The sequence below is a fragment of the Glycomyces sp. NPDC049804 genome (genome assembly GCF_040674615.1).
In the GTDB taxonomy this organism is placed as follows: Bacteria; Actinomycetota; Actinomycetes; order Mycobacteriales; family Micromonosporaceae; genus Glycomyces; species Glycomyces niveus.
Map to the genome: position 1 here is coordinate 25,300 of NZ_JBFAMQ010000005.1, position 15,337 is coordinate 40,636.

Sequence of the window (15,337 nt, forward strand, 5' to 3'; positions counted from 1 at the left end):
GCGACGCGCGCACCGGCAGGCGTGCTGGCAGCGCCTCCGCCGCCTGGCATAGGCTGGGCGGGTGTCCAACGATCGCACTGAACGACTGGTGAACCTGGTGCTCTGCCTGCTGTCCTCGCGGCGCTTCCAGACCTCCAGCAGGATCGCCCGGACCGTTCCCGGCTACGAGCACGACCACGACGACAAGAAGGCCCACGACGCGTTCCAGCGCAAGTTCGAACGCGACAAGGCCGAGCTGCGCCGCATCGGCATCCCGCTGCAATCCGGCATCGACTACCTCGGCGACGGCGAACCGGGCTACCGGATCCCCCGCTCCGACTTCGAGCTGCCGCAGATCGAGTTCACCGACGCCGAGGCCGCCGCCGTGGCCGCCGCCGCGCGCCTGTGGCAGCAGCCCGAGCTCCAGTCCGGGTCCTCCGACGCGCTCCGCAAGCTCCGGGCCGCCGGCATCGACGTCGAGTCGCACGCCGCCGCGTCCCCCGTCAAGTCCCTGCCCGGCGCCGAGGCCGCCCTCGCGCCCTTCCTCGAGGCGGTCGCCTCCCGGCGCGCCGTCGTCTTCGACTACTTCGGCTCCCGCGACGAGTCCGCCCAGCAGCGCCGGATCCAGCCGTGGGGCTGCGCGGCCTGGCGCGGCCGCTGGTACGTCGCGGGCCTCGACCTCGACCGGGGCGCCCAGCGGTGCTTCCGGCTCTCGCGCATCAGCGGGAAGGTCCGCCTCACCGGGCCCGAAGGGGCCTTCACGATCCCCGCGGACGTCGACGTCCTCGCGTTCGCCTCCGCCTCCGAGGACCAGCAGCTCGCCAGCCGCGCCACCGTCCTCGTCCGGCCCCGGCGCGCCTGGGGCGTGCGCCGCCGCGCCGACCAGATCGGCCCGCGCACCCCCGAGGGCGACCAGGCGTGCTTCTCGTACACCGACACCGCCGCGACCGCCGCCTGGCTGGCCTCGTTCGGCGCCGACGTCCTCGTCACCGACCCGCCCGAACTGGTCAAGGAGACCATCGCGTGCCTGCAGGCCCTCGCCGACGAGGAGGCGACCCCGTGACCCAGCAGAACCGGCTCGCCCGCCTCCTCAACCTCGTGCCCTACCTCGTCGCCCGGCCCGAGGGCGTCCCGCTCGCCGAACTCGCCGCCGAGTTCGGCGTCGACCCCGACCAGATGCAGTCCGACCTCACCATGCTGTGGATGTGCGGTCTGCCCGGTTACGGCCCCGGCGACCTCATCGACATCGCCTTCGACGCCGACGCGGTCCGCGTCCTCTTCGCCGCCGGCATGGACCGCCCGGTCCGCCTCGCCGCGCACGAGGCGCTCGCGCTCTCGGTCGCCCTCCGGGTGCTCGCCGACACGCCCGGCGTCGGCGACCGCGCGGCGATCGCCTCGGCGCTCGACAAGCTCGCCGCCGCCGCGGGCGAGGCCCCCGCCGACGTCACCGTCCGCGACACCGTCACCGACCCGCAGGCCGAGCGGTACGCGGCCCTCGTCGCCTCCGGGCACGCCGCCCGCATCACCTACTACTCGGCCAGCCGCGACACCACCTCCGAACGCGTCGTCGACCCCATCGAGGTCGTCGCCGCCGACGGGCACGCCTACCTGCGCGCCTGGTGCCGCGCGGCGGGGGAGATCCGCCAGTTCCGCATCGACCGCATCGACGCCTGCTCCGAACTCGACGAGCCCTCCGAGCCGCTGCGCCTGACCAACCAGCCCGCGCCCACCGCGTTCCTCGCCTCCGAGCTGCCGCGCATCCAGCTGCGCCTGGGCCCCGGCGCCAAGACCGTCACCGACGCCTACCCGTGCGACGAAGTGATCGGCGAGAGCGACGGCCGCCGCCGCGTCACCATGCGCGTGCGCGACCTCGACTGGGCCCGCCGCTTCGTCCTCGGCCTCGGCGGCGAGGCCGAAGTCCTCGAACCCGAGGAGCTGCGCGACGCCGTCCGCCAGACCGCCCGCGCCGCGCTGGCCCGCTACCCGTCGGCCTGAACCCGCCGACCCGCCGCCGGGCCCGCTCGGGCACGGCGGGCCCCGGCGTTAGAATGACCCGATGATCTGGGCGATATCGGTCGTGCTGGCACTCGCCGGACTCGTGCTCCTGGCCATAGCGGCCACGCGTCTCCTCGGCGGACTCAAACAACTCCGATTCGGCCTCGAACGCGTCCAAGAACGCGCCGGTGAGCTACAGGACCTGCAAGAACGCCTGAACGCGACCCTCGCCGAAGCCGAGCGGACCGCCGCGGCACTGCCCAAGAAGTGACGCAGCGCCGTTCCGGCCGCCACATTCTGATAAAGATCAGGGTTCCCGAAGGCTCCAGTGTTGACGGAAGTGTCAAACGTCGGTCATGCTTGTCCGGCTCGACATGTCGTAGCCACGCCACCGCAGGTGAACTCGGTATCGAGCCGAGACTCGGCCTCCGTGGCAGCCGCCTTCCAAGCGGCATACGATGGTTAACGTCACCGACATATACCCGGAGGGACCGAACAATGGGTGCATTGAAGCCCTGGCACATCATCATTCTCGTCGTTGTCATCTTGCTGGTGTTCGGCTCCAGGAAGCTCCCCGACATGGCGCGTGGTCTGGGTCGCTCCATGCGGATCCTCAAGTCGGAGACCGAGGCCATGAAGAAGGACGGGGCCAACCCCGACGAGGACGGCGACACCCGCGCCGAGCCGCGCCACACGCGCGAGCCGCTCGACCCGCCGCAGCCGGTCAACGAGTCCGTGATCGACGGCGAATCGGTCGACCACAAGAAGACCCGCTAGCCCGGAACCGGTCGTTACGCACATGGCTGACGAACCACCGCGGCGCGCTAGCAAACGGAAGACCAAGTTCCAGCGCGCCGCCGACGGCTCCATGACGCTCATGGAGCACATTGCCGACCTGCGCAACCGACTGATGGTCGCGGTCATAGTGATCCTGGTGGGCACTGCCGCCGCGTTCTACTTCGCCGACGATCTCATCAAGTTCCTCTCCGACCCGTACTGCTCGGCCCTGGCCAGCGGCTCGGTCGAGGAGTCCGGTGACGGGGCGCAATGCCAGGCGGTGCTGAACTCGCCGATCTCGCACATCGCCCTGATGCTGAAGATCTCGCTCTACACGGCCCTGGTCGGGACCGCCCCTGTCTGGCTCTACCAGCTGTGGGCGTTCATCGCGCCCGGCCTGCACCGCAACGAGCGCAAGTACGCCTACCTGTTCATCGGGATCGCCGCGCCGCTGTTCCTCGCCGGCGCGGTCCTGGCCTACTTCGTGGTCGCCCACGGCATGGAGTTCATCATGCTGCTGGCGAGCCAGGACTTCGTCATCCTGCTGAACCTCGAGGACTACCTCAACTTCTTCCTCTCGGTGATGATGGTCTTCGGGATCGGCTTCGAATTCCCGCTGATCATGCTGATGCTGAACGTCATCGGTCTCGTCAACGCCAAGCAGATGCTCGGCTGGTGGCGGATCGTGGTCCTGGTGAGCTTCGTCTTCACCGCGATCTTCACGCCCACGCCGGACCCGTTCGGCATGACCGCGCTGGCGATCTGCATGCTCATCCTCTACCTTGCCGCCTGCGGCGTCGCCTATCTCAACGACAAGCGCAAGGGCATCACGTACGACGACGACAACCTCGACGACGACGAGGCCGGTGACATCGGCGCCGCCGACGACCTGGTCGCCACCGCCGACATCGGCGCCAGCAGTCTCGACGACGAGGACTACCCGGCCGAGAACGAGCGGCGCAACCGCTTCGGCCGCCGAGTCGACGGCTACGACGACATCACCTGAGTCCCCTGAGGACGAAGGTCGAGCATGAACGAAGGGCCCCACCGCGACAGCGGTGGGGCCCTTGTCGTGTCCTTCCGGGGTGGCGCGCGCTAGCAGCCGCCGCGCACGAGCCGCAGCACCGCTTCGAGACCCACCATCCGGCCCGCCTCCGCGTGCGGCACCAGGTAGCAGCGGGCGCCGATCCGCGCCGCGCCCGCGTCCGCCATCGAGTCGCCGACCATGAGCGTGCGGCTCGGCTCCACATCGAGCGCGTGGCAGGCCGCGTAGAACATCTTCTCGTCGGGCTTGCAGAACCCGACCTCGTACGACAGGATCCACTCGTCGATGAACCGGTCGATGCCCAAGCGCCGCAGGATCCCCCGCGGGTCGAAGCCGATGTTCGACACCAGCGCGATCGGGTAGCCCTGCGCCTTCAACGCCACGAGCGTCGCCACCGTGTCGGCGTACGCCACCCAGCCCTCGGGGGACGCGAGCCGGTCGTACAGGGCCTCGCTCAGGCCCTCGAACACGCCGTGGGCCTGCTCGGCGAGCGCCGTGTACGCCTCGCGGTGGGCGTCCTCGTCGAGGTCGCGGTCGGCCCAGGCGTCGGCGAAATGCGGCCGCACGCGCGCCTCCGTGCCGGCGCCGACCCAGCCTTGCGCGCCGATCGCGTCGGCGAGGGCGGTGACGGCCATCGGGTCGAGTTTGCGCCCGCACGCCTCCGCGGCGAGCATCACCGAGCGCGTGAGCGGTTCCACTTGCGCCAAGGTGCCTTGGAAATCGAACAGGACCGCGTCGACCCCTCCGCGTCCCGCATCGTCATCTCCTGCTGAGGAATCCCGGTGCACAAACGGACGATACCCGGCCGTGTAGGCGTCGTCACAGCCGGGTACGGAACCCGCGTTACCGGAGTGCTCTTGTCGGTGCGGCAGTCTAGTGTTGAGGCCATGGTTACCGCCGACGTGCCTTACGCCGACGACCGCTCCCCGGCTCAACGCCACGCCGCCGCGCAGGCGCGACGGCAATGGCCTCAGCTGGCGGCCTTCGCGGGGGACTACCCGTTCGAACTCGACGACTTCCAGGTCGAGGCCTGCCGCATCCTCGAAGGCGGCCACGGCGTGCTCGTGTGCGCCCCGACCGGCGCGGGCAAGACCGTCGTGGGCGAGTTCGCCGTGCACCTGGCGCTGGCCGAGGGTGCGAAGTGCTTCTACACCACTCCGATCAAGGCGCTGTCGAACCAGAAGTTCAACGACCTCGTCGCCGCGCACGGCGCGGAGAACGTCGGGCTGCTGACCGGCGACACGGTCGTCAACGGCGAGGCCCCGATCGTCGTCATGACGACCGAGGTGCTGCGCAACATGATCTACGCGGGCTCCTCCACATTGCACGGGCTGCGCTATGTGGTCATGGACGAGGTGCACTACCTCGCCGACCGCTTCCGCGGCGCCGTGTGGGAGGAGATCATCATCGAACTCCCGCAGGAGGTCCGGGTCGTCTCCCTCTCGGCGACGGTCTCGAACGCCGAGGAGTTCGGCGACTGGCTCAAGAGCGTCCGCGGCTCCACCGAGGTCGTCGTCTCCGAGACCCGCCCGGTCCCGCTGTGGCAGCACATGATGATCGGCGGCGCCCTGCTCGACCTGTTCGAGCCCGACGGCGACTACGTCTCGAAGGAACTGCTCAAGAAGGACGCCCGGGCGCGCGAGCGCAACGAGGGCCGCACCGGCGGCCGCCGCCGCGGCGGCAGGCCCTATGTGGACCGCGGCCGCGTCGTCTCCCGCCTCGACCAGGCCTCGCTGCTGCCGGCCATCTACTTCATCTTCTCCCGCGCCGGATGCGATGCCGCCGTGGACGAGTGCGTGCGCGCCGGGCTGCGGCTCACCGACGGGCGCGAGCGCGACGAGATCGTCGACTACGCCACCGCCGCCGTCGCCCACATCGACGCCGCCGACCTCGACGCGGTCGGTTTCGACCGGTGGCTCGCCGGGCTCGCCGCCGGCATCGCCGCCCACCACGCCGGGCTCCTCCCGGTGTTCAAAGAGGTCGTCGAGAAGCTGTTCGAACGCGGCCTGCTCAAAGCCGTGTTCGCGACCGAGACGCTCGCCCTGGGCATCAACATGCCCGCGCGGTCGGTGGTCCTCGAACGCCTCATCAAGTACGACGGCTCCGACCACGTCATGCTCACCCCCGGCCAGTACACCCAGCTCACCGGCCGCGCCGGACGCCGCGGCATCGACATCGAGGGCCACGCCGTCACCGTCTGGGCCGAGGACGTGCGCCCCAAGGAGCTCGCCGGGCTCGCCTCCAAGCGCACCTACCCGCTCAACTCGAGCTTCGCGCCCTCGTACAACATGGCCGTCAACCTCATCGGCGCCGCCGGCGTCGAACGCGCCCAAGAGGTCCTGGCGTCCTCCTTCGCGCAGTTCCAGTCCGACGCCGAGGCCGTCCACATCGCCGAGCAGGCCCGCACCCTCAACCGCCGCGCGGCCGAGGCCGCCGAAGGCGCCGAGTGCCACCTGGGCGACTTCCTCGCCTACTACGACCTGACGCAGCAGCTCGCGCACGCCGAGCGCGGCGCCCAGAAGCGCCGCAAGGGCGCCCTGCGCGACGAGGCCCGCACCAACCTCGAGAAGCTCCGCGGCGGCGACGTCATCTGGATCTCCCGCGGCAAGCGCACCGGCTGGGCCGTGTTCCTGCGCCCCACCGGCGGCTCGCGCCATCACGACCCGCGCTGGTCGGTGCTCACCGCCGACGGCTGGGCCGGGACCCTCGAGACCTCCGCGTTCGACGGCGGCGTCCAGGTCGTCACCCGCATCCGCATGCCCAAGCGCTTCGACCGGCGCGACGCCAAGGCCCGCACCGACCTCGCCTCCAGCCTGCGCGAGGCCACAAGGGACCGCTCGCGGCCGACCCGGCGCGGCGGCGCGGCCGAGACCCCCGAGATCGCGCGGTTGCGCGAGGAGGTCAAGGCCCACCCGTGCCGCACCTGCCCCGACGCCGGGCAGCACACCGTCCACGCCGCCCGCTGGTCGCGGCTCAAGCGCGAGGGCGAGCTGCTGCGGCGCCGCTCCGAGCGGCGCGAGCACTCCCTGGCGCGGCAGTTCACGGCCGTGCGCGAGGTGCTCAGCGAGTTCGGGTATCTCGACGGCGAGACCGTCACCGCTGACGGGCGGCTGCTGCGCAACCTGTTCGTCGAGACGGACCTCCTCGTCGCGCAATGCCTGCGCGACGGCATCTGGGAAGGGCTCGACGCGCCGTCGCTCGCCGCGATCGCGTCCACGGTGATCTACGAGTCCCGCTTCGAAGAGGACGAGTTCTTCGTGGCCGTCCCCGGGCCGATCACCGAGCCGGTGGCGAAGACCGTGCGGCGCTGGGAGGCGATCCGCCGCGCCGAGAACACGCGCGGGCTCTCGCTGATCTCGCGCCCGCAGATGGGCCTGGCCTGGCCGATCTACCGGTGGACGCGGGGCGAGGAGCTGTCGAAGGCGCTGGCGGCCGCGGACGGCCCGTGGCCGATGCCCGGCGGCGACTTCGTGCGGTGGGCGCGGCGCACGGCCGACCTGCTGCACCAGATGGGGACAGCTGCAAGATATATCGGCACCGAGTCATCCAATAAGCTCGCCGACGCCGCGTTCGACGCGGTGGACGCGATTCGCCGAGGCGTCGTCGCCGACGTCTGAGCCGGCACCGACGTGTTCCGCCGGCCCGGCACCGAACTGGAAGGAACCCCCGTGCACCGCAGCCGCATTTCGACGGTCCTGATCGACACCCCCGAAGCCGAGGCGGCGACCGCCTTCTGGTCGGGGGCACTGGGCGCGACCGCGCGGCCGACCCCGGGGCAGGACCAGTTCACGGTCCTCGAGGGCGCACTGCCGGGGCTGGTGACGGTGGTGCAGCGCCTCGACGAGGGCGAGCCGCGCCTTCATGTGGACATGGAGACCGACGACCTCGACGCCGAGACCGCGCGGCTCATCGCGCTCGGCGCCACCGAGGTCTCGCGCTGGCTCGACTGCCGGACGCTGCGCGCGCCCGGCGGTCACATCGTGTGCGTCATCCCGGTGCACTCCGACCGCGCCGAATTCGAAGCGGCCGCGACGGTCTGGGAGTAGCCGCCCGCCGGCCCGATTCGCGAGGGCAGGGTAGTCGCCCCGTACAGCGGCGACCGGGAATCCCGCGTTTCGCTCCTTGGGTGGACGGCCTGCAGGCTTCCGGCGGGCACCCCGACCGTGCAACGCGGTTCTGGGCTGTGCACATTGACGGCTCCGCAAGCGTTCGCCGAGACCGGTCCCCGGCTTCAAGAGTCCGCCGGGGGTACGACAGTTCCGATGTTCGCGGGGGTCGATCTCGGTGTGAACTAGGCCGCTTCGAGGGCGATGGCCTCGTGGAAGCGCTTGAGAGCCGAGGCGACGCCCCATTCGGCCGCGAGGGCTTCGACGCGCGCGGGGTCCTTCGGGGACGCCGGGAGGGTCGCGTCGATCAGGGGTACGTCGACGTCGGCGACGACGGTCGAGGTCTTGACGGCCCGGTCGAGGTAGTCGCCGGCTTCGCTGATCGCCTTGCGCTGGCGCTCGGGCAGGTCCGAGCCGTCCTCGGCCGCTGCGGCCTTGAGGCCGGCGATGCCGCCGAAGGTGTTCACCAGCGTCACCGCCGTCTTCGCGCCGATGCCCTTGACGCCCGGCAGCCCGTCCGAGGGGTCGCCGCGCAGGACCGCGAAGTCCACGTAGTGCTCTGGGGCGACGCCGAACTTCGTCGCGACCGCCTCGCCGTCGAACATTTCCGCCTTAGATATCCCGCGCGCGAGGTATACGACCTTGCGGTCGCGTTCGTCGTCGACGAGCTGGAACAGGTCCCGGTCGCCGGTCACCACGATGACCGGCTCTGCCGTGCGCGCCGCCAGCGTCGCGATCACGTCGTCGGCCTCGAACCGCGGGTGGGTCGCAGTGGCCACGCCCAGGGCCGGGAGCAGTGCCTCGATCGCCGCGACCTGGTCGTCAAGGCCCTCAGGAGTGTCCTCCGAGCCGTCGGGCAGCGCCCGCGCCGCCTTGTACGCCGGCATGAGCTCGATGCGCCACTCCGGCCGCCAGTTCCCCTCCAGGCAGCACACCAGCCCGGTGGGGGAGTACTTGCGCGCCAGCACGGCCAGTCCGTCGAAGAAGCCCCGCACCGCGCCCGCGCGCCGCCCGTCGGGGGCCTTGATCGAGGAGGGCAGCCCGTAGTAGGCCCGGTACCACAGCGAGGCGGCGTCGATGAGCATCAGCATGCCCACCACTGTCTCACGCCTGTCCGACACAGCGTGAGAACGCCGATGCAACCGCCTCCTTTAGTGCGAAACCAGCCACATTTTCCACGGGCTGGAACAACGATGGGAGTGTCCGAACGGAATGATCAGCGAATCAGCGAACTTTGAGGAGCCCTCAGGTGAACACCAACGCCCGCCGCGCCGCCGCCGCACTGGCCCTGATCGGGACCGGGCTCGCCGCCGCCGCATGCACGTCGGACTCTGGCGACGACTCCACCCTGACCGTCTGCACGAACGTCCCCTTCGAGCCCTTCGAGTTCATGGAGGGCGGCGAGTACGTCGGCTTCGACATGGACCTCATGAACCTCCTCGCCGAGCGCCTCGACCAGACCGTCGAAGTCGTCGAGATCGACTTCGACTCCATCGGCTCGGGCTCGGCCCTCAACGCCGGGACCTGCGACATCGCCGCCGCCGGCCTCACCATCACCGAGGAGCGCCAGGAGGCCATGGGCATGTCCGATGCGTACTACCGGGCCGACCAGGCCCTCGTCGCGCCCAGCGGGTCCGCCGTCGCCTCGCTCGAAGACCTCTCCGGCCTCCAGGTCGCCGTCCAGTCCGGCACCACCGGCGAGACCTACGCCAACGACCACGCCGCCGAGTTCGGCTACGAGCCCGTCGCCTTCGAGACCATGGGCGACATCGCCTCCGCGCTCAGCGCCGGCAGCGTCGACGCCTCCATCGCCGACCTCGCCACCTGGACCGCCATGATCGCCGACGCCCCCGACCTCGCCCTCGTCCAGACCATCGAGACCGAGGAGCACTACGGCTTCGCCGTTCAGAAGGACGACACCGAACTCCTCGACGAGGTCAACGCCATGCTCAAGCAGGCCTTCGAGGACGGCACCTACGCCGAGCTGTACGAGAAGTGGATCGGCGAGCCCTACACCGGGGACACCGGGCAGTAGTGGACGCCGCGACCGACACCGGGGCCGAGCCCCTCGACCGCCGCATGACCCCGAGGCAGCGGCGGCGCCTCTCCCGCGCGATTCAGTACGCCGTCCTCGCCGCCGTCGTCATCGTGCTGGCCGTCGTCGCCGACTGGGGGCGGATCGCCGACTCGTTCTTCCAGCTCGACATCGCCGCCGCGATGTTCCCGGCGGTGTGGACGCCGTTCTGGAACACGATCGTCTACACCCTGCTCGCGTTCGTCTTCGGCATGGTCGTCGGCGTGCCGATCGCGCTCATGCGGGTCTCGACGTTCGGCCCCTACCGGTGGTTCGCCACCGGGTACGTCGAGATCTTCCGAGGCCTGCCCGCGCTGCTGGTGCTGTTCCTCGTCGGCTTCGGCGTCCCGCAGGCCTTCCCCGGCATCCAGTACCCCGGCGGCGTCTACGGCCAGGTCGCCATCGGCCTGGGCCTCACCTCCTCGGCCTACATCGCCGAAAGCGTCCGCGCCGGCATCCAGGCCGTCCCCAGAGGACAGATCGAGGCGGCCCGGTCGCTCGGCATGAGCCACACCCGCACCATGGTCACCGTGGTCCTGCCGCAGGCGCTGCGAATCGTCATCCCGCCCTTGACGAACGAGCTCGTGATGCTCACCAAGGACTCCAGCCTCGTGTTCGTCCTCGGCGTCACCACCGCCACCATGGAGCTGTCCAAGTTCGCCCGCAACGAGCTCACCTCCGAGGCCAACGCCACCCCGCTGCTCGTCGGCGGCCTGCTCTACCTGCTGCTGACCATCCCGCTCGGTCTGCTGGCCCGCCGCCTCGAGAAGCGAGGAGAAACCCGATGAACACCGAAGCGACCCCGATCGTGCGAGTGCGGGGCCTGCGCAAGCGCTTCGGCGACAACGAGGTCCTGCGCGGCATCGACCTCGACATCGCCGAAGGCGAAGTCGTGTGCCTCATCGGGCCCTCCGGCTCCGGCAAGTCCACACTGCTGCGCTGCGTCAACCTCCTGGAGACCCCCACAGACGGCACCATCACCGCCGCCGGGCACGACATGACCGGCCCCGACGCCGACCTCGACGCCGCCCGCCGCGACATCGGCATGGTCTTTCAGCAGTTCAACCTCTTCAGCCACCTCACCATCCTCGACAACGTCACCATCGCCCAGCGACGGGTCTGCAAGACCCCCAAGGACGAAGCGGTCGCCGAAGCCCGGCGCCGCCTCGCCGAAGTCGGCATCGAAGGCAAGGAGCAGGCCAAGCCCTCCCAGCTGTCCGGCGGCCAGCAGCAGCGCGTCGCCATCGCCCGCGCCCTCGCCATGAAGCCCAGGCTCATGCTCTTCGACGAACCCACCAGCGCCCTCGACCCCGAACTCGTCGGCGAAGTCCTGGGCGTCATGAAGGGCCTTGCGGCCGAAGGCATGACGATGCTCGTGGTCACCCACGAGATGAGCTTCGCCCGCGAGGTCGCCGACCGGGTGCTCTTCCTCGACGGCGGCGTCATCGTCGAGTCCGGGCCGCCCGCCGAAGTCCTGTCCAACCCGCAGACCGAACGGGCCCGCAGCTTCCTCCACCGCATCCTGCACCCCGTCGACTGACATCATGGGAGGCATGAGCCTCCTCCAGAAGACCGGCGCCGCAGCGGCCGAACGCGTCCTGTGGCGCGGCGGCCGCGTCCACAGCCCGACCAGTCCCGCCGCGACGGCCCTGCTCACCGTCGCCGACCGCATCGAGTGGGTCGGCGACGAGACCGACGCGCCCGCCGCCGACCGCACCGAAGACCTCGGCGGCGGGCTGGTCCTGCCCGCCTTCGTCGACTCCCACGTCCACCTCACCGCCACCGGCGCGGCCCTCGCCGGCCTCCACTTCGCCGCCGACCGCTCCGCCGCGGCCGTCCTCGACCACCTCGCCGCCTTCGCCCGCACCACCCCCGCCGACGCGCTCATCCTCGCCGGCGGCTGGGACGAGACCGCCTGGGACGACCCGGCCCTGCCCACCGGCGAGGCGATCGAACGCGCCGCCGGCGGCCGCATCGCCTACCTCTCGCGCGCCTGCGGGCACACCGGCATCGCCACCCCGCGCCTCCTCGCCGAGCACCCCGAACTCGCCGACCACGACGGCTACGACCCCTCCGGCGTCCTCACCCGCGCCGCCCACAAGGCCGCCCGCGCCACCCTCGGCACCCGCGTCCCCGTCTCCCAGCGCCTCGCGCTGGCCGAGCACGCCCTGGCGACGGCCGCACAGCGCGGCATCGCCGCCGTCGCGGAGCACTTCATCCCCGTCGCCGCCGACCCGCTGGGGGAGAAGGAGTTCCAAGGCCTCGTCGAACTCGGGCAGGCCCCCGGCAACCCCGCCGTGCACGGCTGGTGGGGCGAGCTGCGCGCCGCCGCCAAGGCCCGCGACCTCGGCGCCCACGGCTGCGGCGGCGACCTCTCCGCCGACGGGTCCCTCGGCGCCCGCACCGCCCTCCTGCGCGAGCCCTACCGCGACGCCGACACCCTCGGCGCCGAGTACCTGACCGCCGACGACGTCGCCGCGCACCTCCTCGACTGCCACAGGACGGGCCTGCCCGCCGCCTTCCACGCCATCGGCGACGGCGCGATCGCCAACGTCCTGGACGGCCTCGACGCGGTCGAACCCGTGCTCGGCCTCGACGCGATCCGCCATGCCCGCCACCGCATCGAGCACGCCGAACTCCTCGACGCCGCGCTCATCGCCCGCATGGTCCACCACGGCGTCCACGCCTCCGTCCAGCCCGCGTTCGACGCCGCCTGGGGCGGCCCCGACGGCATGTACGCCACCCGCCTCGGCCGCGAACGCGCCCTCGCCGCCAACCCCTTCTCGAAGCTCGCCGGCGTCGGCGTCCCCCTCGCCTTCGGATCGGACTCGCCGGTCACCGCCCTCGACCCCTGGGGCGGCGTCAGAGCCGCCGTGCGCCACCGCAACCCCGCCTCCCGCCTTCCGATGGCCGCGGCCTTCACCGCGGCCACCAGAGGCGGCTGGAGGGCCCTCGGCGTCGACGACGCCGGCTCCCTCGTCCCGCACACCCGCGCGAATTTCACCGTGTGGGAGCTCACGGACGGGGGACTTCCCGACCTGAGTGACCCGGACGTCCCCGACCCCAAGTGCGCCATGACCATCGCCGACGGCCAGGTGATCTGGTCGGCCGCCTGGCCAGCGCCGACTCCGCGGGACGCCTGACGCGAGAAAAATTGTGGAACCAAAATTCCGACCCGGTTGACGCCATCGGCGCAGTTTGGCTTACGGTGGTCTGGTCCTCGGCGGACGACCGGAGACGGAAGCCCGCCGAACGTCGGGGGCGACTCGACTTGCTTTGCTCCCACGCAGACTGGACAAGGTGGCAGCGCGGCCGCACTGCTACCGGCGGCCAGGTCCAGATCGCGGGGGTCGGCGGAGGAAGGCGAGCCGGTCGCCGGTGGTGGACCCGCAGCAGACGCAGGAGATCCCTAGACAACAACTCGTAGACGCTCAGCCAGACGGGTGCGAGTTGGTCCGAAGATCACCAGCGGACGCCGCAGGGGACACCGGCCGTACAGGGACTGGGAGAAACCCGTGCGAGGGGCGTAGCCGGACACAGCTACGCCCCTTTGCCGTACCCGCAGTACGCTAGAGCCCCGACCGGCAAGGCGAGGACTCCTCGCCGCGGGCCGCGCACCGACCCGCCAGCCCGCGTACGAGCGAGGAGCGCCCTACTTGAGCACCGTGATCGACGACGACCGCGACGCCGCCCCGACGCCCGAGGCGACGCCGCCCGCGCCGAAGCGCCGCCCGCTCCTGCTCACCGACGCCCCGCTCGGGCGCCGCCTCACCCTCCCCGCCGCGCTCCTCCTCGCGATCGCCTCCGGCCTGCTCGCCGTCCTCGCCTTCCCGCCGTACGGCGCCTGGCCCCTCGCGGCCGTCTCCGTCGCCGGGCTCGGCGCCGCCGTCCACCGCCGCCGCCTCCGCGGCGGCCTCGGCGTCGGCTTCGTGTACGGCATGGCGTTCTTCCTGCCGCTCCTGGCGTGGTCCTCCACCCAGGTCGGCCAGTGGCCGTGGCTGTTCCTGTGCGGCCTCGAAGCGCTCGCGATGGGGCTGCTCGGCATGGGCCTCGCGGCCTGCTCGCGCCTCATCGACACCCACCGCTGGACCTGGGCGCCCCTCACCGGCGTCGCCTGGGTCGCCGAAGAGGCCCTGCGCTCCCGCCAGCCCTTCGGCGGCTTCCCCTGGGGCAACCTCGCCTTCAGCCAGGCCGACGCGCCCACCGCGGCCGCGATCTGGCTCGGCGGCGCGCCCTTCCTCAGCTTCCTCGTCGCCCTTTCGGGCGGTTTCCTCCTCGCCGCCGGATTCGCAGTCTCGGCGACGCTGGCGAGCCGTGCATCGGCGACGTCCACGAAGCGGACCGCGGGCCTGCGCAGGGCCGCCGCGTTCACCGCCGCCGCCGCGCTCACCGCGCTGGCCCCGCTCGCGCTGCCGCTCGGCTCGACCGCCCCCGACGGCGAGGTCGTCAACGTCGCCGTCGTCCAGGGCAACGTCCCGCGCCTCGGCCTGAGCTTCAACGAGCAGCGCCGCGCCGTCCTCGACAACCACGTCCAGGCCACCCTCGACCTCGCCGACGCCGTCAACGAAGGCCGCGCCGAGCGCCCCGACATCGTCATGTGGCCCGAGAACGCCTCCGACATCGACCCCATCGCCAACGCCGACGCCTACGAACGCATCAGCCAGGCCGCCACCGCCATCGGCGCGCCGATCGTCCTGGGCGGCATCGTCCACAAGGACGACGGCACCCGCGCGAACATGACGATCGTCTGGGACCCCGAAGAGGGCCCCGTCTACATGTACTCCAAGCGCCACCCGGTGCCCTTCGCCGAGTACGTGCCCTACAAGGCCTTCTTCAGCACGGTCGCCGGCTGGATCGACCCGCGCATGTCCGAAGGCCTCGACAACGTCGCCGGATTCGAGCACGGCCAGAACCCCGGCGTCGTCGAAGTCGGCGACCGCACCCTCGCCGGCCTCATCTGCTTCGAGATCGCCTTCGACGCCGAGACCCGCGAATCCGTCCTCGACGGCGCCCAGCTCATGGCCGTCGGCACCAACAACGCCACCTTCGACACCAACGAGGCCCAGCAGCAGCTCGCCATGGTCCAACTGCGCTCCATCGAGCACGGCCGCGACGGCCTCATGGCCTCCACCGTCGGCGTCTCCGGCTTCACCGACCACACCGGCCAGGTCTCCCAGGCCACCGAGTTCAACACCGCCGCCGTCATCCAATCGGACCTGACCCTCTCCGACCGCTCGACTCCGGCCTCCACAGTGGGTATCCTTCCTGAAGCGGTCCTCACCGGAGCGGCACTGGTGGCCCTGGTCTGCGCCATCTTGATCAATGTCAAGCACCGCCGCAGCCAGACCTAGAAAGCCGACG

At 71.3% G+C, this 15,337-nt stretch carries 14 protein-coding genes; 12 read left to right on the top strand and 2 right to left on the bottom strand.

Annotated features, from left to right (window positions below; genetic code table 11):
* Positions 1 to 61 precede the first annotated feature (61 nt).
* From AB0K52_RS09150 to tatC, 5 genes are all read left to right on the top strand, one after another.
* The gene (locus tag AB0K52_RS09150) at positions 62 to 1,042 is read left to right on the top strand and encodes a WYL domain-containing protein (RefSeq protein WP_363528476.1); all 981 of its coding nucleotides are present in this window, start codon (positions 62 to 64) and stop codon (positions 1,040 to 1,042) included.
* Positions 1,039 to 1,974, top strand: a complete 936-nt coding sequence (locus tag AB0K52_RS09155) for a YafY family protein (protein ID WP_363528478.1) — start codon at positions 1,039 to 1,041, stop codon at positions 1,972 to 1,974. Before AB0K52_RS09150 ends, AB0K52_RS09155 begins: the two co-directional genes overlap by 4 nt.
* A gap of 61 nt (positions 1,975 to 2,035) precedes the next feature.
* Positions 2,036 to 2,245, top strand: a complete 210-nt coding sequence (locus tag AB0K52_RS09160) for a hypothetical protein (RefSeq protein ID WP_363528481.1) — start codon at positions 2,036 to 2,038, stop codon at positions 2,243 to 2,245.
* 227 nt (positions 2,246 to 2,472) lie between these two features.
* Positions 2,473 to 2,751 (top strand): Sec-independent protein translocase subunit TatA, encoded by a 279-nt coding sequence (gene tatA, locus AB0K52_RS09165; RefSeq protein ID WP_208495084.1) that lies wholly within the window; start codon positions 2,473 to 2,475, stop codon positions 2,749 to 2,751.
* A 22-nt stretch (positions 2,752 to 2,773) separates the two neighbouring features.
* Positions 2,774 to 3,757, top strand: coding sequence for a twin-arginine translocase subunit TatC (gene tatC / locus AB0K52_RS09170; RefSeq protein ID WP_363528484.1), 984 nt, complete (start codon positions 2,774 to 2,776; stop codon positions 3,755 to 3,757).
* A gap of 89 nt (positions 3,758 to 3,846) precedes the next feature.
* Here tatC and AB0K52_RS09175 read toward each other — a convergent pair whose 3' ends face one another.
* Positions 3,847 to 4,584: an HAD family hydrolase gene (locus AB0K52_RS09175; protein ID WP_363528486.1), complete on the bottom strand. Its 738-nt coding sequence runs from the start codon at positions 4,582 to 4,584 to the stop codon at positions 3,847 to 3,849.
* Positions 4,585 to 4,683: 99 nt separating this feature from the next.
* Here AB0K52_RS09175 and AB0K52_RS09180 point away from each other — a divergent pair, with 99 nt between their 5' ends.
* Together AB0K52_RS09180 and AB0K52_RS09185 are read left to right on the top strand one after the other, a co-directional pair.
* Entirely contained in the window at positions 4,684 to 7,413 is a 2,730-nt protein-coding gene (locus AB0K52_RS09180; RefSeq protein WP_363528489.1) for a DEAD/DEAH box helicase, read from the top strand.
* 51 nt (positions 7,414 to 7,464) lie between these two features.
* Positions 7,465 to 7,842: a VOC family protein gene (locus AB0K52_RS09185; protein ID WP_363528492.1), complete on the top strand. Its 378-nt coding sequence runs from the start codon at positions 7,465 to 7,467 to the stop codon at positions 7,840 to 7,842.
* A 245-nt stretch (positions 7,843 to 8,087) separates the two neighbouring features.
* On the opposite strand, the gene AB0K52_RS09190 is transcribed toward AB0K52_RS09185, so the two are convergent.
* On the bottom strand, positions 8,088 to 8,993 hold the full coding sequence (locus AB0K52_RS09190) for a 5'-3' exonuclease (protein ID WP_363528495.1): 906 nt from the start codon (positions 8,991 to 8,993) through the stop codon (positions 8,088 to 8,090).
* Positions 8,994 to 9,151: 158 nt separating this feature from the next.
* On the opposite strand from AB0K52_RS09190, the gene AB0K52_RS09195 reads away from it, so the two are divergent.
* From AB0K52_RS09195 to lnt, 5 genes are all read left to right on the top strand, one after another.
* Positions 9,152 to 9,937: a transporter substrate-binding domain-containing protein gene (locus AB0K52_RS09195; RefSeq protein WP_363528498.1), complete on the top strand. Its 786-nt coding sequence runs from the start codon at positions 9,152 to 9,154 to the stop codon at positions 9,935 to 9,937.
* Between the two features lie 44 nt (positions 9,938 to 9,981).
* Positions 9,982 to 10,764, top strand: a complete 783-nt coding sequence (locus tag AB0K52_RS09200) for an amino acid ABC transporter permease (RefSeq protein ID WP_363529519.1) — start codon at positions 9,982 to 9,984, stop codon at positions 10,762 to 10,764.
* Complete coding sequence (locus tag AB0K52_RS09205; RefSeq protein ID WP_363528501.1) at positions 10,761 to 11,516, top strand: amino acid ABC transporter ATP-binding protein; 756 nt, start codon at positions 10,761 to 10,763, stop codon at positions 11,514 to 11,516. Before AB0K52_RS09200 ends, AB0K52_RS09205 begins: the two co-directional genes overlap by 4 nt.
* Before the next feature lie 13 nt (positions 11,517 to 11,529).
* Positions 11,530 to 13,119, top strand: a complete 1,590-nt coding sequence (locus tag AB0K52_RS09210) for an amidohydrolase family protein (RefSeq protein WP_363528504.1) — start codon at positions 11,530 to 11,532, stop codon at positions 13,117 to 13,119.
* A 522-nt stretch (positions 13,120 to 13,641) separates the two neighbouring features.
* Positions 13,642 to 15,327: an apolipoprotein N-acyltransferase gene (gene lnt, locus AB0K52_RS09215; RefSeq protein WP_363529522.1), complete on the top strand. Its 1,686-nt coding sequence runs from the start codon at positions 13,642 to 13,644 to the stop codon at positions 15,325 to 15,327.
* The last annotated feature ends 10 nt before the right edge of the window (positions 15,328 to 15,337 follow it).